At 54.9% G+C, this 20674-nt stretch carries 20 protein-coding genes; 14 read left to right on the top strand and 6 right to left on the bottom strand.

Going from position 1 to position 20674, the window contains the following annotated elements:
* Window positions 1-316 precede the first annotated feature (316 nt).
* The 3 genes from serS to M1D70_RS30070 form a co-directional block, all read right to left on the bottom strand.
* Window positions 317-1630 carry a serine--tRNA ligase gene (gene serS / locus M1D70_RS30080; RefSeq protein WP_456288679.1) on the bottom strand — a complete coding sequence of 438 codons (1314 nt, stop codon included), beginning with the start codon at window positions 1628-1630 and terminating at the stop codon, window positions 317-319.
* 330 nt (window positions 1631-1960) lie between these two features.
* A complete protein-coding gene (locus M1D70_RS30075) occupies window positions 1961-2089 on the bottom strand; it encodes a hypothetical protein (RefSeq protein ID WP_456288678.1) in 129 nt (42 codons plus the stop codon).
* A gap of 83 nt (window positions 2090-2172) precedes the next feature.
* The gene (locus M1D70_RS30070; protein ID WP_456288677.1) at window positions 2173-2697 is read right to left on the bottom strand and encodes a PadR family transcriptional regulator; all 525 of its coding nucleotides are present in this window, start codon (window positions 2695-2697) and stop codon (window positions 2173-2175) included.
* Window positions 2698-2917: 220 nt separating this feature from the next.
* On the opposite strand from M1D70_RS30070, the gene M1D70_RS30065 reads away from it, so the two are divergent.
* From M1D70_RS30065 to M1D70_RS30025, 9 genes are all read left to right on the top strand, one after another.
* Window positions 2918-3901, top strand: coding sequence for an aldo/keto reductase (locus tag M1D70_RS30065; protein ID WP_009592989.1), 984 nt, complete (start codon window positions 2918-2920; stop codon window positions 3899-3901).
* A gap of 198 nt (window positions 3902-4099) precedes the next feature.
* Window positions 4100-4855 (top strand): threonine/serine exporter family protein, encoded by a 756-nt coding sequence (locus M1D70_RS30060; protein ID WP_332294939.1) that lies wholly within the window; start codon window positions 4100-4102, stop codon window positions 4853-4855.
* Between the two features lie 23 nt (window positions 4856-4878).
* The gene (locus M1D70_RS30055; protein ID WP_009592993.1) at window positions 4879-5325 is read left to right on the top strand and encodes a threonine/serine exporter family protein; all 447 of its coding nucleotides are present in this window, start codon (window positions 4879-4881) and stop codon (window positions 5323-5325) included.
* Between the two features lie 418 nt (window positions 5326-5743).
* Window positions 5744-7510: a LytS/YhcK type 5TM receptor domain-containing protein gene (locus M1D70_RS30050; RefSeq protein WP_009593019.1), complete on the top strand. Its 1767-nt coding sequence runs from the start codon at window positions 5744-5746 to the stop codon at window positions 7508-7510.
* Complete coding sequence (locus M1D70_RS30045; protein ID WP_456288676.1) at window positions 7497-8291, top strand: LytR/AlgR family response regulator transcription factor; 795 nt, start codon at window positions 7497-7499, stop codon at window positions 8289-8291. Before M1D70_RS30050 ends, M1D70_RS30045 begins: the two co-directional genes overlap by 14 nt.
* A gap of 195 nt (window positions 8292-8486) precedes the next feature.
* Window positions 8487-8786 carry a DUF485 domain-containing protein gene (locus M1D70_RS30040; RefSeq protein ID WP_009593006.1) on the top strand — a complete coding sequence of 100 codons (300 nt, stop codon included), beginning with the start codon at window positions 8487-8489 and terminating at the stop codon, window positions 8784-8786.
* Between the two features lie 5 nt (window positions 8787-8791).
* A complete protein-coding gene (locus M1D70_RS30035) occupies window positions 8792-10303 on the top strand; it encodes a solute symporter family protein (protein ID WP_009593011.1) in 1512 nt (503 codons plus the stop codon).
* Window positions 10304-10438: 135 nt separating this feature from the next.
* Window positions 10439-11977, top strand: coding sequence for a solute symporter family protein (locus M1D70_RS30030; protein WP_009593026.1), 1539 nt, complete (start codon window positions 10439-10441; stop codon window positions 11975-11977).
* 42 nt (window positions 11978-12019) lie between these two features.
* On the top strand, window positions 12020-13186 hold the full coding sequence (locus tag M1D70_RS30025; RefSeq protein ID WP_456288675.1) for a glycerate kinase family protein: 1167 nt from the start codon (window positions 12020-12022) through the stop codon (window positions 13184-13186).
* Between the two features lie 145 nt (window positions 13187-13331).
* Here M1D70_RS30025 and M1D70_RS30020 read toward each other — a convergent pair whose 3' ends face one another.
* Window positions 13332-14213, bottom strand: coding sequence for a class I SAM-dependent methyltransferase (locus tag M1D70_RS30020; RefSeq protein WP_456288674.1), 882 nt, complete (start codon window positions 14211-14213; stop codon window positions 13332-13334).
* A gap of 212 nt (window positions 14214-14425) precedes the next feature.
* Between M1D70_RS30020 and M1D70_RS30015 the strand changes: the two genes are divergently transcribed.
* From M1D70_RS30015 to M1D70_RS30000, 4 genes are all read left to right on the top strand, one after another.
* On the top strand, window positions 14426-15166 hold the full coding sequence (locus tag M1D70_RS30015; RefSeq protein WP_009593002.1) for an HAD family hydrolase: 741 nt from the start codon (window positions 14426-14428) through the stop codon (window positions 15164-15166).
* 158 nt (window positions 15167-15324) lie between these two features.
* Entirely contained in the window at window positions 15325-15669 is a 345-nt protein-coding gene (locus tag M1D70_RS30010) for an ArsR/SmtB family transcription factor (protein ID WP_456288673.1), read from the top strand.
* A 98-nt stretch (window positions 15670-15767) separates the two neighbouring features.
* Window positions 15768-16265 carry an SRPBCC domain-containing protein gene (locus M1D70_RS30005; protein WP_433941731.1) on the top strand — a complete coding sequence of 166 codons (498 nt, stop codon included), beginning with the start codon at window positions 15768-15770 and terminating at the stop codon, window positions 16263-16265.
* 29 nt (window positions 16266-16294) lie between these two features.
* On the top strand, window positions 16295-16696 hold the full coding sequence (locus tag M1D70_RS30000; RefSeq protein ID WP_456288672.1) for a VOC family protein: 402 nt from the start codon (window positions 16295-16297) through the stop codon (window positions 16694-16696).
* Window positions 16697-16877: 181 nt separating this feature from the next.
* On the opposite strand, the gene M1D70_RS29995 is transcribed toward M1D70_RS30000, so the two are convergent.
* Complete coding sequence (locus tag M1D70_RS29995) at window positions 16878-17702, bottom strand: helix-turn-helix domain-containing protein (RefSeq protein ID WP_456288671.1); 825 nt, start codon at window positions 17700-17702, stop codon at window positions 16878-16880.
* Window positions 17703-17841: 139 nt separating this feature from the next.
* On the opposite strand from M1D70_RS29995, the gene M1D70_RS29990 reads away from it, so the two are divergent.
* A complete protein-coding gene (locus M1D70_RS29990) occupies window positions 17842-19818 on the top strand; it encodes a glycoside hydrolase family 127 protein (RefSeq protein WP_456288670.1) in 1977 nt (658 codons plus the stop codon).
* Window positions 19819-19997: 179 nt separating this feature from the next.
* Here the strand turns inward: M1D70_RS29990 and M1D70_RS29985 are convergent, their stop codons facing one another.
* On the bottom strand, window positions 19998-20474 hold the full coding sequence (locus M1D70_RS29985; RefSeq protein ID WP_009592987.1) for a glutathione peroxidase: 477 nt from the start codon (window positions 20472-20474) through the stop codon (window positions 19998-20000).
* Between the last annotated feature and the right edge of the window lie 200 nt (window positions 20475-20674).

The raw sequence follows: 20674 nt of genomic DNA, 5'->3' as shown, positions 1-20674 counted from the left end.
ATTATATACCTACTTAATCCATAAGAAAAATGTACATCGAAGAATCCCCAGAGAAGCCAGACCGCGTTTAGCGGAAATTTTTCTTGCGATGATCGAATGGTCCAGCTTTGGGGAAGCTTGCAGAGTCGGCATACAGCTCATCCATATAGTATATGCTTTTTAAGCTGGTCTAAGTATCGCTAAACTCTCTTCTTGCATTTTTTAATGAAGGAGCGGGGGTGCAAAGCTTCTCTTAAAATATGAGTTCCAAAACCACAACAACGCAGCCATTCAATGGCTGCGTTGTTGAACGTTAGATAATAAATTGATGGTATCCTTATTCCGTTCTGTTCTCCGTTCCGTTCGGAAGCTCAATTCGCTCCATCCCGTTCATGTAAGGCCTGAGCGCCTTCGGAATGAGGATCGAGCCGTCGGGCTGCTGATGGTTCTCCAGCAGCGGGATAAGAATCCGCGGCGAAGCCACGGCCGTATTGTTCAAGGTGTGGCAGTAGCGCAGCTTGCCTTTCGCGTCCCGGTAGCGGATGTTCGAGCGGCGCGCCTGGAAGTCGAGCAGATTCGACGACGAGTGGGTCTCTCCATAAGCTCCGCGGCTTGGCATCCATGTCTCGATGTCGTATTGTTTGTACGTTTTCTGCGACATGTCCCCGGTACAGACGGCAACGACCCGGTAAGGCAATTCGAGCTTCTGCAGCAGCTCCTCGGCATTGGCCGTAATCTCTTGCAGAAGCAGCTCCGAGGCCTCCGTGCTGGCTTCGCAAAGAACGACCTGCTCCACCTTCGCGAACTGGTGCACCCGATAGAGGCCATGGACGTCCCGACCGCCCGAGCCAACCTCGCTCCGGAAGCAGAGCGACGCTGCTGCCAGGCGAATCGGCTCCGCTACATCGACAACTTCACCGCTATAGAACGATACCAACGGCACCTCCGAGGTACCGACGAGCCACTTATCTTGCTCCGTAATTTGAAAGGCCTGATCCTGACCGAGCGGGAAGAAGGCCGTATGCTGCATGGCCTCCGTCCTTACCGTCAACGGCACGTCCATGAGGGTGAAACCCTTGGCGACGAGCATATCCACCGCAAGCTGCTGAACGGCACGGTGGAGCATTGCGCCGATGCCGGTCAGGTAGTAGCTGCGCGTGCCTGCGGTTTTGACGCCACGGGGAATGTCGATCATGCGATGCAGCTCGCCGAGCGTGACATGGTCCCTGAATTGATAATCAAACACGGGGAGCTCGCCGACTCGTCTGATCTCCACATTGTCCTCATCCGAGGCCCCCACAGGCGTGTCCGGCGACACGATATTCGGCACGAGTATAAGCAGCTCGTTATAAGCTTCGTCAACCTCCCGATATAACGCTTCCTGCTGACCTAGCTCATCATTGATGGTTTTGACCTGCTGTTTTTGCCGTTCCGCTTCATCTGGTTTGCCTTGCCGCACCAGGTCACTGATCTCTTGCGAGATCGCATTGCGCTTCTGGCGCAATGCTTCCACGGCCAACAGCAGCGTACGCCGCTGGTCATCCAGCTTGACAAGCTCGGCAACCGAAAGGGCGATGCCTTTCCGGTCAGCCACCTGCTGCAATTCTTCCTGATGATCCGCGCTCTCCCGGATCCATTTCATATCTAACATAATCACCGCGCTCCTTTGCCCTATAAAAATAAAAAAGCGTCCTAGTCCATATGGGACGAGGGACGCTTATGCGCTCGCGGTGCCACCCAAATTGATTGAACCGTAACCTGACCAAGGAACATGTCGGCCCGCGTTCAATCCACTTTGATTCCGCGGTAACGGGCGGGTCCGGTTAACTTAGGGGGAAGGCTGATCGGGTGTAGATCGAATCCCCTTGACGAGAACGCCTCAAAGTTGGAAGCTCATCATCGGCCTGATACTGATATTGTTGTTCAGTATACCGCATGAGATGTCTTTTATACAAGGGGTTAACCGGATTTTTGTACGCGGTCACGTCGACGCCGCTTTCTTCGCGGATCCCTGCCTCCAGTTGACAGGCTGCTCTGCGTCCCCGCGGAAGGTCCATGCCGCCGCACCGAGAATGAGGATCGTAAAGCCGGCCAGGATGAGGAGCGGCATCCATATGCCGGCGATATTTGTCCAATATATATATCCAATGTTGGCTATAGACCGAAAATGAAAGCCGCAGCAGAAGCTGAGGCTTATTCTTGAACGATTGCAATGATCTTGTGGAGAAAGGCGATGTCTTGTTCCAAAATCGAAATCGCATTATCGAAGGTGGCAAGGGCGATCTTGGATAAGCCGTACTGGCCCTTGATTTCCTTGCCCGAACGCCACTGGGCCAGCGATTCCTCCACTTGCTTAAGATTTTGCTCCAGCAATTCCACCGCTTCTTCCTTCGGAATGTTCTCGATCCAGACCAAACCGAGCGAAAAGTCGGATTTAACGGTGTGGGGGGGAAGCGTCAACGTCTCGCGGATCATCTGCTGGAACAGCTTCTCGCCTTCATCCGTGATGCTGTAAATTTTGCGGAGTCTCGCGCCGGTTCGCTCTTCGGCAGTGGCTGCAATCAACCCCTCGCTTTCCATCTTGTTCAGCGCGTAATAGATCGAACCGGACAGGATATTCGTCCACAGGTCCATACGGCTGGCCTGAATGAGCTGCTGGATTTCATATCCGTGCATAGGACGCTGGCGAAGAAATGAAAGCAGGATGAGGTTGGTCATGTAGGATCACTTCCTTAGGATGTGTGTGAAGAATCGTGAGTTCCATTACTGGATATCCAACGTTGGTCATTATTGATTGTTATTATAAAGACGATGGAATCATTTGTCAACGATCCCCGATGAAATAGATATATGATATATGGATTGAATGAAAGCGATTTAACGTTTAGTCTAGTAGTGTGAACTAGTATGGCAGTTGGATGAGGAGGCTATAACGTCGATGAATTACAGACAATTGGGAAATACGGAGCTTCACATTAGCGAGGTCAGCTTCGGAACATGGGCGATCGGAGGCTCATGGGGGCAGACCGATGATCATGAAGCATTGAAGGGATTGGATCGCGCCATCGGCGAGGGCGTAAACTTCTTCGATACGGCCGACGTCTATGGAGACGGGCATGCCGAGGATCTGCTCGCGCGCGCAACCAAAGGGAAGGAAGATACCGTGCATGTGGCCACCAAGTTTTGCCGCGCCGGTGATATTCATGATCTTCAGACCTATTCCGAAGCGTCGATCCGCCGTTATTGCGAGGGCAGTCTGAAGCGGCTGCAGCGGGAGCGGATTGATCTCTATCAGGTTCACTGTCCTCCCTTCGAAGTATTAAAGGACGGACGGGTGTTTGAAGTGCTGGACAAGCTGCAGGCCGAGGGGAAAATCCGGCATTACGGCGTCAGCGTGGAGACGGTGGAGGAAGGACTGTTCTGTCTTGGGGTACCAGGGGTGAGGTCCCTGCAGGTGATCTTCAATCTGTTCCGCCAAAAACCGCTGGCCCAGCTGCTCCCGAAGGCCAAAGCATCGGGCGTCGGCATCTTGGTGCGCTTGCCGCTCGCGAGCGGTTTGCTAACCGGAAAATTTACGGAGAGCACTACCTTCAGCGAGGGGGATCACCGGAATTTCAACGCCAACGGCGAGCAGTTTAACGTAGGCGAGACTTTTGCCGGCCTCCGATTCGAAAAGGGTGTCGAGCTCGCCAGAGAGCTCGCCTGGATTGCCGAGGGCCGAGGCGACATGGCCCGTGCATCCATGCGCTGGATTCTGGATTGCCCGGAGGTCACTGCCGTGATTCCCGGCTTCCGCAACGTCCGCCAGATCGAAGACAACCTGGGCACGCTGGACGTGCCTTCGTTCAGCATGGAGGAGAAAGAACGCCTTGCGCTTTTCTATCAGGAGCAGGTAGCCATGCACATCCGCGGCGCCTATTAAGCCGATTTCGAGAATAAATAGCAGAGAAGCCTCCCGATCACCGGGAGGCTTTTTGTTGCGGGCGATGAGTTGGAATCAAACGAATGGAGGCTGCTGCAGCGCTGCTTTAAAGCATATCCTATGCTTTATCATGGAAATGATACTATAATATAGGCAAAGATTCTGAATCGGAATGTGTTCAGCAGGAGGATTGTCGATTTGAATGATTTGTTGAAGCGGGAGCATGACATTATCAAGGTCTGCTTGTTAGCAGGCAAAATCATGCTGCAGAGCGGCGCGGAGACCTATCGGGTCGAGGATACGATGATGCGGATCGCCGCGGCTTTTGGCGTGGAGAACAGCCACAGCTATATGACTCCGACGGGCATTATCTTCTCGGTGGAGGAGCCGCAGCATATTACGCGGCTTATTCGTATTTCGGATCGGACAACCAATCTCCATAAGATCGATCAGGTCAACAGCGTGTCCCGGAGCGTCAGTCTCGGCGAGCTGACGATGGAAGAGGCTTACCGGGCCCTGGAGCGAATCGAGCATGAGCAGGCCATTTATCCGACATGGGTGCTGATTCTACTGTCATCGATCGCAAGCGGGTGCTTTCTCATCATGTTTCGCGGCATCTGGCCGGATTTCGTACCGGCGGCCGTTGCGGGCGGCCTGGGCTTCTCCTGCTTCGTGTTCATGCATCGGGTCATTCCCGTCCGGTTCTTCGCCGAATTCTCGGGGGCGCTCGTCATCGGCATAACTTCCGTTTGGATGGTCAGATTCGGATTCGGCCATCAGCTGGATACGATCATCATCAGTTCCGTGATGCCGCTTGTACCGGGCTTGCTGATCACGAATGCCATTCGCGATCTGATGGCAGGGCATCTGATATCCGGCTTGTCCAAAGGGGCAGAGGCTTTTGTTACGTCCTTTGCCATCGGCGCGGGGATTGCGTTTACTTTGTCATTCTAAGAGATGAGAAGTATGGAGGGATAATGGTGGCAACCTTTTATATACAGCAGCTCATTACGAGTTTCGTTGCTTCGGCGGCATTCGGGATCATCTTTAACGTACCCAAAAAAGCACTGCTGCAGTGCGGGTTTGCCGGCATGGTGGGCTGGCTGCTCTACATCATGCTTCAGGATATGAGGGTTGAGCCGGTGACGGCCACGGTAGTCGCAGCATTTTGCGTGACGATGATCAGTCATTTTTTCGCCAAAAAATACAAAACTCCTATCATCGTGTTCAGCGTGTCGGGGATTATTCCGCTCGTACCGGGCGGTGTCGCCTATAATGCCCTTCGCCATGTGGCCCAGAATCAATTCGATCAGGCCGTCCAGCTGGGGGCCCAGGCGTTCATGATTTCAGGCGCCATCGCGCTGGGGTTGCTGCTGTCGGAGGTGACCAATCAGGTCATAAGGAAATGGTCGATAACCCGATAGCCCGATAAACCAGTAACCTTGAACATTGAAGCCCGGACCCCGACAACCCGAAGCGAACCCGTTTTTATGCGAGGCATGCGATCCAATCCGACGGGAAATGCCTTGCTCTGACTTGTTGTCATCCGGGGGAGGAGCTCCTATGCGTGTGTAATTGAATTGATGAACCAGCCGTATATACGCATTATGCGGGATACGGTTTTTTTGCGCGCTCGCCAAGCCGTGAATATCCTCCCCTCCTTCATGCATTTTTTTACATTAGTTTCATGTTATGCCTTTTTATTGTCCAAATCCACACCATGCTATATAATCTTTCTTGCAAAAATGAAACCGTATTCAAAGGTGTTCTTTCCGTATCTACAGCGTTACCGAACGTCAGATGAGGATTCGATTCGAAGTCCATCAAAAAAGAGGGATGTCCATGCAGGAGCTGACGCTGCATTTGTTCGAACGGATGGGCATGCTGCTCATCCTGACTTTTATACTGACGAGAATTCCGCTGTTCCGCCAATTGCTGGACCGCAAAGAGATGTCCGGCATGCGGATGTTCATCTATTCCGGCCTATTCGGGCTCTTCGGCATCCTGGGGACCTATGCTGGCGTTGTCGTGGAGAACGGCGAGTCCAGTTCCTCCTTCTGGCTGATGCGGCTGACCGGGGAGCAGGCGCTGGCCCACTCTGCCCTGGTCGGGGTGGTGATCGGCGGACTGATCGGCGGTCCCCGCGTTGGCATCGGGGGCGGGCTCCTGGCAGGAGCCCACCTCCTGTATATCGGCGGTGCCACGGGGCTGGCAGGCGCAATCGCCGTGCCGTTAACGGGAGCGCTCGCAGGAGGCGTGGCCCGATTCTTCTCGCAGGAGCGGGTCATCTCGCCGGCGAAAGCGTTATTTGTCGGCATGTTCGCTCCGATCCTGCTCATGGGGATGATTTTGATCTGTGCGGATGAGCCGGATCGTGCAGTGGAACTGGTCAACCTGATCGGCCTGCCGATGGTGCTGACGAACAGCATCTCCATTGCAATCTTTACGACGATGCTGAGGGTCGCGCTCACCGAGGAGGAACGTGCAGCCGCGTATGAGACGGAGAAGGCATTCCATATCGCGGAATCGGCGCTCCCGCATCTGAAGCAGGGACTGACGTACCGTACGGCTCAGGCCGTGGCGGCCTTGCTGCTGCGAGAGCTGAAAACAGCGGCCGTCGCCATTACCGATACGGAGCGGTTCCTGGCCCATGCCGGCACAGCAAGCCGTACCCTTGATCCCGGAGAAGAGATCCAATCGGACTTGACCAAGAGCGTCATCGCGACCGGCGAGCTTCGGATCATCGAGAATGCGGAAGAGATCCAGCCCCGGCATCCGGCGCTCGGCGCCGCCATCCTTGTCCCGATCATAGAGGCAGGCCAGGTCGTGGGCGTCATTCAATTCTACTTCAAGCGGCCGGAGGATATCCGGCGCGTCGAGCTGGTGATGGCCCAGGGGCTGGGACAGCTGATTTCCTATCAGCTCGGGGCCACCGCACACGAGAAGATGAGCCATTTAATGAAAGAGGCGGAGCTCAAGCTGCTGCAGGCCCAGATCAATCCGCACTTTCTATTCAATACCCTCAATGCGATTCATTCGTTGATCCGCACCGATCCGCTGCTGGCACGACATGCGACGATGCAGCTGGGGGCGTTCATGCGCCTGAACGTCAAGGTCATGGCTTCCCGCAGAACGACCATTCGCGAGGAGATGGAGCTGTTGAATGCCTATCTGGACATTATACAGATCCGGTTCGAGGATCAGTTCACGTTTGAGTGCCGGCTCGATCCCGCGCTTGGCGAGCTTATGATTCCGCCGGCGACGCTGCAAATGCTGGTGGAGAACAGCATCAAGCACGGCCTGCGCGACAAAGCGAGCGGAGGCGTCATTCGGCTGACCCTAAGCCGGGCCGGTGATATGGCGGTTATTCAACTGCGGGACAACGGGATCGGCATTTCGCCGGAAGTGCTGGACAGCCTAGGCGATCAACCGATCATCGGCAGCGAGGGTACGGGAAACGGCATTTACAATATCAATCAGCGTTTAATCAGCATGTTTGGCAAGGAGGCCAGACTTATCGTGGAGAATCTTGCAGAGGGCGGCTGCAGCATATCCTTCAGCATCCCCTGCAGCTTGTCGGAAGGGAGCCGGTACCGTGAAGCGAATTAAAACGATGATAGCGGAAGACGAACGATTGGCAAGGGAGGAGCTGGCTTACCTGCTGGAACAGGAGCCCGATATCGAGCTGCTTCCGCATGCCGCGAACGGACGGGAGCTGCTGGAGCTTGTCCCCTTGCGGCAGCCGGATGTCGTCTTTCTCGACGTTCATATGCCGGAGCTGGAAGGATTGCAGGCTGCGCGCATGCTGAAGGCCTCCCCGATCTCGCCCTTGATTGTGTTTACGACGGCCTACGACGAGTATGCCGTTGAAGCGTTTGGCCTGAACGCGATCGATTACCTGCTGAAGCCTTACAGCCATATGCGATTGAAGGAAACCCTGCAGCGAATTCGAAGCAGGATTCAGGAAGGGAAAGCCTTCCCGAAACAGGAGGCTCAAGATGCTATTCAGGCCGCTTCCTATCCATCCACGGAGGCTGCCGCCCGCAGCATGCGCGGCAAACTTCTGTTCGACGACGGGGATAAACATGTGCTGGTTGATCCCGAGACGATCCTGTACGCGGTGCGCGAGGAACGTGTCATTCGCGTATGGACGGCGGAAGGCCAGCGGATTACGATCAAAAGCACCCTGCAGGAGCTGGAGGAGAAGCTTGCGGGTTACTCATTCTTTCGCCCTCATCGCAGTTATCTGGTTAACGTGAACTGGATCGCGGAGCTCTCCCCTTGGCAGAATGGGGCTTATAATATCGTGCTGAAGGATGAGCAGCGGTCGATGATTCCATTGTCCCGGGAGGCTGCACGGGATTTGTTCCGGTTGCTTAGGGAGGTTTGAAAAAGGACAAAGAATAGCGTTCAAGTATGGCGGTTGCCTCCCGGTTCGGGCGGCATATCCGCCCTTTCGCGCACCCTGCCGGACGTTTCGCGCAGGAGCTGTGGTCGATGTCGATCCTCCCGTATATAATCATTATAAAGCGCTTTCATTGATGAAAGACGCAATAGATCCTGATCGTTAATGGAGGGAAAGGCAATGGAAGAAAAAAGCTATACCGAAGTATGGCATTCCGAAAAATTCAAAACGCTGCTCTCCCGCAAGAAACGGTTCATTATTCCGATGACCGTCTTTTTTCTTCTGTTTTATTTTGCGCTGCCGATCCTTACTTCGTACACCGACGTGTTGAATCACCCGGCGATCGGCCCGATCACCTGGGCATGGGTATTTGCCTTCGCCCAATTCGTCATGACATGGGTTCTGTGCATTCTCTACTCCCGCAAGGCGGCCCAGTTTGACCGAATGGTAGACGATATCAAAAAGGATATGGGGGCGTAATCGACATGGCTATTGCGTTGTTTTGCGGAATTGTACTGCTTACGCTGATCATTACGTATTACGCTGCCAAGAAAACGACCAACACGAGCGATTTCTATACGGCAGGCGGAGGACTCAAGGGCTGGCAGAACGGGACAGCCATTGCCGGCGACTATATGTCTGCGGCCTCCTTCCTCGGGATCGCAGGCTCGATCGCGTTAGTCGGCTTTGACGGCTTCTTCTACAGCATCGGTTTCCTCGTGGCTTACCTGGTGGTGCTGTACCTTGTCGCCGAGCCGCTGCGGAACCTCGGCAAGTATACAGTGGCGGACATGATTGCCGCCCGTTTCTCCGATAAGAAGGTGCGGGGCGTGGCAGCATTGAACACGATTTCCATCTCCATCTTCTACATGATCGCGCAGCTGGTTGGAGCGGGCGCGCTGATTAAGCTGTTGTTAGGCCTGGACTATGTCACGTCCGTATTGATTGTGGGCGTGCTCATGACCATCTACGTTGTCTTCGGCGGCATGCATGCGACAAGCTGGGTTCAAATCTCGAAAGCTGTGCTGCTCATGGCCGGCACGTTCATCATCTCGCTGATCGTATTCGCCAAATTCGATTTCAGCCTGACCCAGATGTTCCACCATATGAAGACGGCCACCCCGCTGCAGGAGGCCTTCCTGAACCCGGGGAATAAATACAAAATCCCGCTCGAGACGCTGTCCCTCAACCTTGCCCTGGTACTCGGCACGGCAGGTCTGCCGCATATTTTGACCCGTTTCTTTACCGTTAAGGATGCGAAGACGGCGCGCAGCTCCGTGGTATACGCCACCTGGATTATCGGCATCTTCTATGTGATGACGATCTTTCTCGGGTTCGGGGCAGCCGCCTTCGTAGGCGCGGCCGATATTACCGAGGTCGATAAAGCGGGCAACATGGCAGCGCCGCTCCTGGCCAAAGCGATCGGCGGCGATTTCCTGTTCGCGCTCATCTCGGCGGTTGCTTTCGCGACGATCCTCGCGGTGGTTACGGGGCTTGTGCTGTCCGCCGCATCGGCCTTCGCCCATGATTTCTACGGCCAAATCGTGCGCCGCGGCGAATCGTCCGAGAAGGAGCAGCTGAAGATGGCGCGCTACGCTTCGATCGGCGTATCCGTCGTCTCGATCCTGCTTGCGTTGTTCGCCCAGAAGATGAACGTGGCGTTTCTGGTCTCGCTGGCCTTCGCCGTTGCAGCCAGCGCGAATTTACCGGTCATTCTCTTCACAGTGTTCTGGAAGAGATTTAATACGACGGGCGCAGTCACAGGGATGCTGACGGGTTTGATCAGCACGGTGATTCTCGTGGCCCTTAGCCCGAATATATGGGATCCGGCCGGGAAAGCGATTTTGGTAGGCGATCCGATCTTCCCGATGAGCAACCCGGGCATCGTCTCCATTCCGCTTGGCTTCCTGGCAGCCTATGTCGGCACGCTGCTCTCTTCTTCCAAGGATGAGGCGAAGTATGCCGAAGTGTTGGTTAAAGCGAATACGGGCGCGTAAACCCAACAACGGCTTCTTATGGAAAAAAGGGTGTACTCCGCTGGTTAACAGCGAAGGGAGTCGCCCTTTTTTTGCCATTTTATCGTAAAATAAAAGCAATAGCATTTTGGGGCCATGGCGGAAGGAGGCAGACAAGTGAACATATCCGGCATCGTTTTTTTTCTGGCGATTGTGGTCGGCACGTTAATGATTACGTATTATGCCGCCAAGCGAACAACAAACACGAATGATTTCTATGCAGCGGGCAATCGCCTGAGCGGGCTGCAAAACGGCTTGGCCATTTCCGGTGACTATATGAGCGCGGCTTCCTTCCTTGGCATCGCGGGCTCCATTGCGGTGTACGGCTTCGACGGCTTCTTCTATTCGATCGGCTTCCTTGCCTCCTATGTGATCGTGCAGTACATCATCGCCGAGCCCCTTCATAACCTGGGCAGGTATACGATGGCGGATGCGGTGGCGGTCCGGTTCGGCGAGAAACGGCTTCGCGGATGCATCGCCGTCAATAACATGATGATCACCGTCTTCTATATGATCGCCCAGCTCGTCGGCGCCGGGTGGCTCGTCCATTTGCTGTTCGGGCTGGAGACGTCGCTCGCCATCGTGCTGGTCGGCGGCTTAATGACCGTCTACGTGACGTTTGGCGGCATGCTCGCGACTTCCTGGGTGCAGATCGTCAAATCCATTTTGCTGGTGAGCAGCACCTTTATCGTGAGCCTCATCGTGCTGGCAAGGTTCGATTGGGATCTGCTTGGTTTATTTGAATCCATGAAGAGGGCGACCCCATTGCAGGAGCGGTTTCTGATGGCGGGCAACATGTTTGACCATCCGCTGGACATGCTGTCGTTTAATATGGCGCTGGTGTTAGGGACAGCGGGACTGCCGCATATTATTGCACGCTTTTACACGGTAAGGGACCCGCGTACGGTCCGTGCTTCGGTCAGAACGGCGACGTTTACGATCGGCGTCTTTTACGCCATGACGATTTTTCTTGGCTTTGGGGCGGCTGCCTTCGTTGATTGGTCCATATTGTCCGAGCGGGTGGAGCTGGCGGCCCCGCTGCTCGCAAGCGAGCTGGGCGGCGAATTCCTAATGGCCTTTGTATCCGCCGTTGCCTTCGCTACGATACTGGCCGTGATCTCCGGGCTTGTGCTGACGGCCTCCTCGGCGTTTGCCCATGACGTCTACAGCAGCATCTTCCGCAGCGGACGGGCGACCGAGGCGCAGCAGATGAGGGTGGCCAAGCTTTCGGCCATCGTCGTTGGCGCGGCTTCGATCGTGCTTGCGCTCGGGGCGCAGACGCTGAACGTGGCGTTCCTCGTGTCGTTTGCTTTCGCGGTTGCCGCCTCGGCTAACCTGCCGGTGCTGCTGTTCACGCTATTTTGGCGAAGATTTAATACGCAAGGCGCCATATCGAGCATTACGGCCGGCCTCTCGTCTTCTTTGCTGCTCATGGCTGTCGGGCCCAATGTAATGGACCCTGTGGCAGGCTGGATTCGGGCGGAAGCGATCTTCCCGCTTAAGCATCCGGGCATCGTCTCCATTCCGATTGGGTTCGCCGGCGGCATCGTCGGCACTCTGCTATCGCGTAAACGGGGTTCGAGCGGCCATTTCGAGCATATGCAGGCCGTTGCCCATGTCGCGCCGGGTGAAAACCGTTCCCGCGAATTGGGGTGACGGGTGTATACATAAAATGATGAAGGAAGGCAGGGGATAACGATGAAGCAGGATTATGTGATTGTACTGGCGCCCGATTCATTTAAAGAGAGCATGACTGCCAAAGAAGTCTGCGAAGCGATGGAAAGCGGCATCAAGAAGGGAAACCCGCATGTGACCTGTATCCATGTGCCCATGGCCGACGGCGGTGAGGGCACGATGCAATCGCTCGTTGACGCCACGGGCGGTACGGTACATACCGTAAAGGTGACGGGACCACTGGGTAATGAGGTGGAGGCATCCTACGGCATTTCGGGCGATGGCAGCACCGGAGTGCTGGAAATGGCCAGCGCAAGCGGGATTCATTTGGTCCCGCCGGCCCAGCGCAATCCGCTGGTGACAACAACCTATGGAACGGGCGAACTGATCAAGGCCTGTCTGGACCATGGCGTGAACCGACTGCTGATCGGCATTGGCGGCAGCGCGACAAACGATGGCGGAGCCGGGGTTGTTCAGGCGCTCGGCGGCAGACTGCTGGATGCGGAAGGGAAGGAGCTTGCTTTTGGTGGTGGGGAGCTCTGTCGTCTTGCAAGCTTTGACTTAAGCGGCTTGGATTCGCGGCTGCATCACGTCGAGGTCGAGGTCGCTTGCGATGTGACCAATCCCCTCTGCGGGAAGACGGGAGCCTCTCATGTATTTGGATCGCAAAAGGGGGCAACGCCGGAGATAATCGAGCAGCTGGATCGCAATCTTCGGAATTACGCCGGAGTGATCAAGCAGCAGTTAGGCAAAGATATCGCCGATTACCCCGGCGCCGGCGCGGCAGGCGGTCTTGGCGGGGGCCTTATGGTATTCCTGAACGGGACGCTGAAAAAGGGCATTGAACTGGTCATCGACTATACGGGACTTGAGGAGAAAGTGCGCATGGCGGATATGGTGTGGACCGGCGAAGGCGGGATGGACTTTCAGACGCAGTACGGCAAAACCCCGCTGGGTGTTGCGATGGTGGCGAAAAAGCACGGCAAGCCTGTTATCGCGCTTACCGGGCGGATCGGTGACGGAATCGACGTTCTGTATGATCAGGGGATAGACGCTATTTTTGGCATCGTGCCAGGCGCTGTTACGCTATCGGAGGCGCTTCACAACGGACGGCAGAACGTGGAGAGAACGTCGGAGAATATCATCCGGCTCATGACTTCCTTGTTTAGGAGTGAGTCGTCTAGGGAATAGGATGAGCTGACGATTCGCTAATGAAAAAGGCGCTCTGAGATGGTTCGGGTGAAACCCCAACCGCTCAGCCGCGCCCGTGATATTTCAAATCCCTCCCCGCAGGATGCTCGAGGACCTCGGGATTATCTCTTCGATGCTTCTTGTTTTATTTAATGCCAAGCCGCATGCGGTAGCTGAGCATCACGGGAAGCGTCCGCCCCTGGAAATGCTCCTCGACCAGCGCATGGAACTGCGCGATGTTGTCGTTCAATTCGTTTGGTTTCAGCTTGAATACGGTCTGGATGCCGCCTTGGCTGACGGCAAGGCCGGTATACCGGTCGGCGGTGAACGGCTCCATATGGTGGAACACGATCTCTTTGGAGAACCGGAACAGTCCGCTTTCCCGGATATGCTTCAGATGCTCGTTCTTATTTCCTTTATTGGCCTGCTCCTGAGGCTCCACATGGTCGTCGATGATGGCCTCTGCCCGTTCAATCAGCCCATGATAGGCTTGCTCCACTTTCCAGGTCAGGCTCGGCGGCCAATCGCAATCATATACCGCGAATATCCCTTCGTCACGCAGAACGCGGGAGACCTCCTTCAATGTGCTGGCCGGGTCCATCCAGTGAAAGGATTGGGAACAGGTGATGATGTCGGCGGACTGATCCTTCAGCGCCAATTGGTTGGAATAGCCGGAGACGAACTTGATGTCGGCGATATCCGCGCCGCTGCTGCGTGCTTCCTGTTCCAGCGTTTGCAATTTGGCGACGGCTTTGCCGCGCATATCATCATTCGGCTCAACCCCGATGACTTGATCCGCCGCGTCTTTCCATGCAAAGGAGGAAAGCCCCGTTCCGCATCCCAAGTCGACGACGACAGAGGGCTTGCGTTCCAAATACCCTGTCAGCAGGGCGACAACCTCCTGGGGGGCTTCGGGGCGATGCTGGTCGTAGGTATCCTCAAAGCCGGTAAAACGATCCACGTTGCTGGCACGGTTTCCCTCCGGAACAAAATCCTTGCTCCACACTTCGGTCATATCCTTGGTCATCGTTACTCATCTCCTTATCCGGGTACATGAATCAGGCATCAGGCATAACAAAAGGTGCTTTCTTGGCTTGCGCAATTACGGACGAAGGCTCCAATCGCCGGTTTCTGCCGCTGTAATGCCATCATATCATAGGAAAGGAACTTATTAACAGACGGGCTTGACCCGGGTAATGCCGATGCGGGTACAATAGAGGAATCGAATGAGGAAGAGGGATGAACATGAAGACACCAACAGCACCGAAGGGGATCTTCTTCGATGTGGATGATACATTGTATGACCATCTGGCGCCTTTTCGCGAGGCCGTGCAGGAGATTGCCAGTCCCGATGAGGCGTTTCCTTATGAAGCCGCCTACCACCGGATGCGCTATTACAGCGACAAGCTGTCCGTCGAGCTGGGAGGAGCCGGAACGGCAGCTTACGGGGATGCGGTCGAGGATATGCGCAGACGCCGGTTCCAGTTAGCGCTGGCCGAATTCGGCGTACGACTGACTCTTGAGGAGGCCGAAGCGGTACAGCAGACGTATCTGGACCTGCAGTATAACATCACGATGTTTGAGGGCGCCCGGGAGCTTCTGATGAAACTGGCGGATGCCGGGCATGTCGTAGGCCTGATTACCAATGGCCCGGCCGAACACCAGATGAACAAAATCGCGGCGATGAAGCTGGGCGGCCTGATACCGGAGGATCGGCTATTCGTATCCGGTGCCGTCGGCTGGGACAAGCCCGATCCGCGGATCTTCCACCATGTGAACAGGCAGACCGGGACGAAGCCGGAGAACTCTTATTACGTCGGGGACTCATGGCGCAATGACGTGGTCGGAGCCCTGGCTGCAGGCTGGCATGTAATTTGGTTCAATCACCGGAGCGTGGGGCCGGAATCGGAGCATCGGCCGCAGCATACCGTTGCGAGTTACGGAGAGCTCGAGCGGCTGCTGGAAGAGATTATCGGATAAAAAAATGGGCAGTCCCCCTGATCCGCTGCCCAAGCGGGCTGCTGACGCATTATTCGAATGGCTATGGTCAGGCTCTTTATACGAAGGGCTTGGCTTTTTTTGTTCTATATTCAACCGAATGGTTGACTTTATGAAATTTGCCCATTATAGTTAACCATATGGTTGAACAAAATAATGAAGAACAACTGGATCAGATCTTCCATGCTCTAGCTGACCCGACCCGAAGAGAGATGGTGCGCATGATCGCATCGCAGGAATGGACGGTATCTGAGCTGGCTGAACCGTTTGACATGTCGCTTGCGGCAGCCTCCAAGCATATCAAGGTGCTGGAGCGCTCCGGCCTGCTCGAACGGTCCATCCATGGACGGACGCATACCTGTCGTCTGAATCCGGGCGTCATGTCAAGAGCGATGGAATGGCTGCGATTCTACGAACGATTCTGGAACCGACAATTTGATGCGCTTGAACGCGAGCTGAACAAAGCGAAGAGGGAGGAGCACTAGAAGAATCCTTAGGAATACCGCTGAACATCCTGGACAACGATGAGTAACGCAGGGAAATAGACGCAATACCACTTTTGATAAGAGAAGGATGATTAACATTGGATAACGCCTCCACTACCACGCTGATCATGAAACGTCGATTTGAGGCAGCACCGGAAAGAGTATTTGATGCTTGGTTAAATCCCGACATGATGAGGAAATGGTTGTTTACGATGGAAACAACGAACAAAATCGCCCGCAACGACCCGCGCGTGGGCGGAAGCTGGGAGATTGTTGACGTGAGGGAAGGCAAGGAGTACCGGGCCATTGGAGAGTATCTGGTCATAGACCGGCCGCGCAAGCTGGTGCTCACCTTCAAGATGCCCCAGTTCAGCGACACCGTGGACCGCATTACGGTGGAGTTCAAAGCCGTGGACGCGGGATGCGAAATGACGTTCTCCCAGGAGATCGTTGTCCCTCATGAGGAAGACTGGACCGCAGAGGATATTGAAAAAGCGCTGACAGAATACCATGACCAAACCGAACATGGTTGGGGTTATATGTTTGAGGGGCTGAAGCAGCTGTTAGAGACAGGAACGATAAACTACCCATCTTAAACCGATGAATAAGGGAGCGTGTGTTATCGATGAAGAGTGTGACCCCGTTTTTAATGTTTCAGGGCAACGCGGAAGAAGCCATGAACCATTACATTTCCATAATTGAGGATTCCGAAATCATCAGCATTGCCCGTTATGGACCCAATCAGCCGGGAGCCGAGGGAAGCGTCATGCATGCGGCCTTTTCGTTGAAGGGACAAACGTTCATGTGCATCGACAGCAACGTGAAGCATGAGTTTACGTTCACGCCTTCCTTCTCCATCTATCTGACTTGCGAATCCGAAGCCGAGATCGAGAAGGTGTACGGTGCTTTGATCGATGGCGGAGGTGCGATGATGCCGCTGGATAACTATGGATTCAGCCAAAAGTTCGGCTGGATCGCGGACAAGTTCGGCGTATCCTGGCAGCTTAATCTGCCAAGCGAAGCGTAGCCTTTAGCAGTTGATTAATCTAGGGACGGGCCCGGAAGGGGCTTGTCCCTTTTTGCGCTGCAAGGAAGGCATTGCGCGGCTCGATGCTCTCGATCAAGAGCCGTGCTGTCCCTCACCGCTAATCCAACGAAAGAATATAACAATGTGCAGCCCCCAAATCCCATGAGGCTGCTTATGCTGCTTATTCCGTGTACTGCTTTCGAAATTGCAGCGGCGACAGGCCGAAACGCGCGGAGAAGCGGCGGGAGAAATAGGGAGGATATTGAAACCCCACATGCTCCGCGATCCGCGCCATGGACCACTGGGTGGTCAGGAGCAGCCGCTTCGCCTGGTCCAGGCGGTACTGCAGCAAGTATTCCGTTGGCGTCACGCCGTGCGATGCCTTCATGCAGCGCGTCAGGTAATTGTAGTGGAAATGAAGGTCAGTCGATAAACGTGCGTTGCTGATGGGCTCGCGGTAATGCATTTTGATATAGGATTCCACCTGCTCCGCGACTTTGCGCACCCGTGATTGCTCCTGATCGGACCGCGACGGATCCAGCAGCTCCAGCAGCTCGATAAACAGGGTCTGCTCACGCCAAAATGCCGTAGATCTCGGCTCCGTTGCCTGAAGGTGCAAGGAATCGAACAGCTGATAGGCTTGCTCCGGATAAGGGATATGACCTTGTCTGGGCAGCTTGATATTGTGTGAGATCGTCGCATGATCGCCAGTGCTCGGTGCCGCCGACTGAAAATGCAGCCAATAAAAGGAGGTTTCCTCCCGGCACTCTTGCACAGCGTAGTGGTGCGCGTCCGGCATCAATACGGCCATATCCCCGGCACGTAGTGCCCATTGCAGGTCCTCCTCGCCCAGAAACAAGCAGCCGCGTTGAACGAGGATGAGGTCGAAGACGCCAAGGTTTCTCCGGTTCGGATGCGATTCGCCCGGCATGTAGTGCGTTTTACCGGATTCAAGGAAGTAGGGCAGCGGCAGCGAGGGGAAGGAAAGCACGCTTTGTTCCGACATGGTAACACCTCCAAGGAAGTGTGAAATCGTATAAGAAATTAGGTCGATTCTGTTATCGTTTTCATCCTATCATAGATCGTAGAATGGGAAGTGTCGAGGCTTTATCCTATTCGAACCCCAAAAGGAGTGTATATCCGAGATGATGACTCTTACTACGCGTTCAGCTGCCGTACCTCTTAAGCAAGTGAAACTGACCGACCCTTTCTGGTCGAGTTACATAGAACTGGTAAGGGAAGTGGTGATTCCCTACCAATACGAGGCCCTGCATGATCGGATCCCGGGCATTGAGCCGAGCCATGGCGTATCCAATTTTCGCATTGCTGCCGGCAGGGGCGAGGGTGAATACGGGGGCATGGTGTTTCAGGACAGCGATGTCGCCAAATGGCTTGAGGCCGCGGCTTATTCGCTGGCCACTCATCCGGATCCGAAGCTGGAAGAACAGGTGGATGAGCTGATTGATCTGGTTGCCGACGCCCAGCAGCCGGATGGCTATCTGAATACGTATTTTACGGTGAAGGAGCCGGAAAAACGCTGGACCAATCTGACGGACTGCCATGAGCTGTACTGCGCCGGTCATATGATTGAAGCCGGAGTTGCTCACTACAGGGCGACGGGCAAGCGGAAACTGCTGGACGTGGTGTGCCGCTTGGCGGATCATATCGATACCGTTTTTGGACCCGAAGATGGGAAAATCCATGGGTTTGACGGCCATCAGGAGATTGAGCTGGCCCTGGTGAAATTGTATGAGGTGACTCAAGAGCCGAGATATTTGAGCCTGAGCCAATATTTCATCGATGAGCGCGGGACGGAACCCCACTTCTTCCTCCAGGAGTGGGAACAGCGCGGGAAGAAATCCTTCTATCGCTCGGTGCTGCACGCTCCGCATTTGGCTTATCATCAGAGCCATCTGCCCGTTAGGGAGCAGAAGGAGGCCGTCGGGCACTCGGTCCGGGCCGTATATATGTACACGGCGATGGCGGATCTGGCCGCCAGAACGAAGGACCCGGCTCTGCTTGAGGCTTGCGATACCTTGTGGCGCAACATGGTCCATAAACAGATGTACATTACCGGAGGGATCGGCTCCACTCATCACGGCGAGGCGTTTACGACGGATTATGATCTCCCGAACGATACCGTATACTCGGAAACCTGCGCATCCATTGGGCTGATCTTTTTTGCCCAGCGCATGCTGCAGCTGTCGCCCAAATCGGAGTATGCGGACGTGATGGAGCGCGCGCTGTTTAACACGGTCATTGGCAGCATGGCTCAGGACGGGCGGCATTTCTTCTATGTAAACCCGCTTGAGGTATGGCCTGCGGCCTGCCGCCATAATCCGGGCAAGGCCCATGTGAAGCCGGTTCGGCCGGGATGGTTCGCCTGCGCCTGCTGCCCGCCGAACGTGGCAAGGCTGCTGTCATCGCTGGGCGAATACGTGTATACGATGAATGACGATACGCTGTATGCCCATCTCTACATCGGCGGCGAAGCGGAGGTGCGGTTCGGGGACGTGCCTGTGAAGGTAATGCAGAACAGCGCGCTGCCATGGGACGGGGACGTTACGCTTACGCTTCAGCCTGAGCAGGCTGTCGAGTGGACGGTGGCCCTTCGCATTCCGGATTGGTCGCGCGGCAAAGCCAGCTTGCGCGTGAACGGGCAAGAAATGAACGTGGAGGATATTACTCAAGACGGCTATGCTTGCGTGAAGAGAGTATGGGCGCCGGGAGACACCGTGGAGTTGGCATTCTCCATGGAGATCCATCAGGTCAGAGCCAATCCGAATATACGGGGGAATGCCGGCAAGGCCGCGATTCAGCGCGGGCCGCTCGTATATTGCCTGGAAAGCGTCGATCATGGAGTGCCTGTATCCTCGCTATCGCTCGCGGGCGATCCGAAGCTTCGTTCGCGATTTGATCCGAATCTTCTCGGCGGAGCGGTTGTCATTGAAGGGGCCGGGTGGCTTGAAGAGTCTGACGATTGGGGCGATGAGCAGTTGTATCGTGCTTCTCCCAAAAAGATGCTTCCCGCATCATTAAAGGCTATTCCCTATTATTTATGGGGCAACCGCGGCGAAAATGAAATGGCCGTCTGGGTGCGCGAGCTGCCGCGCACGTTATAAGGCTGATATTGGCGGCCCATCCGGATAGCGATTGGAAACACAGCCGGACAATGCTGCATACCATAACCATGACGATGCCAAGCATCATAACATAAAGGGCTAGCCCAAGGTCGATGGACCTCGGGCTAGCCCTTTTTAGGTGAAAAGCAAACGGAGAATGGATCCTGTCCTGCATCCGTTTACAGCAGCTTCTTGATATCCTCTTCCATCTTCTCTGGAGTGTCCGTCGGTGCAAAGCGCTTGATCACCTTGCCGCTGCGGTCCACCAGAAATTTGGTGAAGTTCCATTTGATCGCCTTGATGCCCAGTGCGCCGGGGGCTTCACTGGTCAGGTATTTGTAAAGCGGATGAGCGTTCGTGCCGTTCACATCGATCTTGGAAAACAGCGGGAAGGTGACGCCGTGATTGAGCTTGCAGGCCTCTTCTATCGCGGCATCCTCCTCCAGCTCTTGATTCATGAATTGGCTGCTGGGGAAGCCGAGAACGGCCAATCCCTGGTCGCGGTAGGTTTGGTGCAGCTTCTCCAGACCGTCGAATTGAGGGGCAAAGCCGCATTTGGTCGCCGTATTGACGATCAGCATGACATCGCCTTTATAAGATTCCAGCGTTTGGGATTCGCCGCGTATCGTTTTTACTTCATATTCATAGATCGACATCGCCGTAGAAACCTCCTCCAATGAGATGTATTAAGTTCAGAGTATATCCTTTTACGGCGGATTGCAATTTGATAGGGCGACATCCAGGGTTTATGAGTGCAGGTACATGGCCATATATGAATTTCAATACCTGATGCGGAAATATCAAAAGTAAAATTTTGTATTTTCATCTGGACTTATTCAGGAGATGTATGATAGTA

The sequence above is a fragment of the Paenibacillus sp. AK002 genome (assembly GCF_053903045.1).
Note: the sequence above shows the minus strand (reverse complement) of the source record. Positions and strands in the feature narration are given on the sequence as shown.

Coding starts and splice junctions, on each gene's coding strand:
- M1D70_RS29985 (WP_009592987.1), bottom strand. CDS start 20,474: ATGTCGATCTATGAATATGAAGTAAAAACGATACGCGGCGAATCCCAA.
- M1D70_RS29990 (WP_456288670.1), top strand. CDS start 17,842: ATGATGACTCTTACTACGCGTTCAGCTGCCGTACCTCTTAAGCAAGTG.
- serS (WP_456288679.1), bottom strand. CDS start 1,630: ATGTTAGATATGAAATGGATCCGGGAGAGCGCGGATCATCAGGAAGAA.
- M1D70_RS29995 (WP_456288671.1), bottom strand. CDS start 17,702: ATGTCGGAACAAAGCGTGCTTTCCTTCCCCTCGCTGCCGCTGCCCTAC.
- M1D70_RS30055 (WP_009592993.1), top strand. CDS start 4,879: ATGGTGGCAACCTTTTATATACAGCAGCTCATTACGAGTTTCGTTGCT.
- M1D70_RS30015 (WP_009593002.1), top strand. CDS start 14,426: ATGAACATGAAGACACCAACAGCACCGAAGGGGATCTTCTTCGATGTG.
- M1D70_RS30025 (WP_456288675.1), top strand. CDS start 12,020: ATGAAGCAGGATTATGTGATTGTACTGGCGCCCGATTCATTTAAAGAG.
- M1D70_RS30070 (WP_456288677.1), bottom strand. CDS start 2,697: ATGACCAACCTCATCCTGCTTTCATTTCTTCGCCAGCGTCCTATGCAC.
- M1D70_RS30065 (WP_009592989.1), top strand. CDS start 2,918: ATGAATTACAGACAATTGGGAAATACGGAGCTTCACATTAGCGAGGTC.
- M1D70_RS30020 (WP_456288674.1), bottom strand. CDS start 14,213: ATGACCAAGGATATGACCGAAGTGTGGAGCAAGGATTTTGTTCCGGAG.
- M1D70_RS30075 (WP_456288678.1), bottom strand. CDS start 2,089: ATGCCGCTCCTCATCCTGGCCGGCTTTACGATCCTCATTCTCGGTGCG.
- M1D70_RS30050 (WP_009593019.1), top strand. CDS start 5,744: ATGCAGGAGCTGACGCTGCATTTGTTCGAACGGATGGGCATGCTGCTC.
- M1D70_RS30000 (WP_456288672.1), top strand. CDS start 16,295: ATGAAGAGTGTGACCCCGTTTTTAATGTTTCAGGGCAACGCGGAAGAA.
- M1D70_RS30010 (WP_456288673.1), top strand. CDS start 15,325: ATGGTTGAACAAAATAATGAAGAACAACTGGATCAGATCTTCCATGCT.
- M1D70_RS30040 (WP_009593006.1), top strand. CDS start 8,487: ATGGAAGAAAAAAGCTATACCGAAGTATGGCATTCCGAAAAATTCAAA.
- M1D70_RS30035 (WP_009593011.1), top strand. CDS start 8,792: ATGGCTATTGCGTTGTTTTGCGGAATTGTACTGCTTACGCTGATCATT.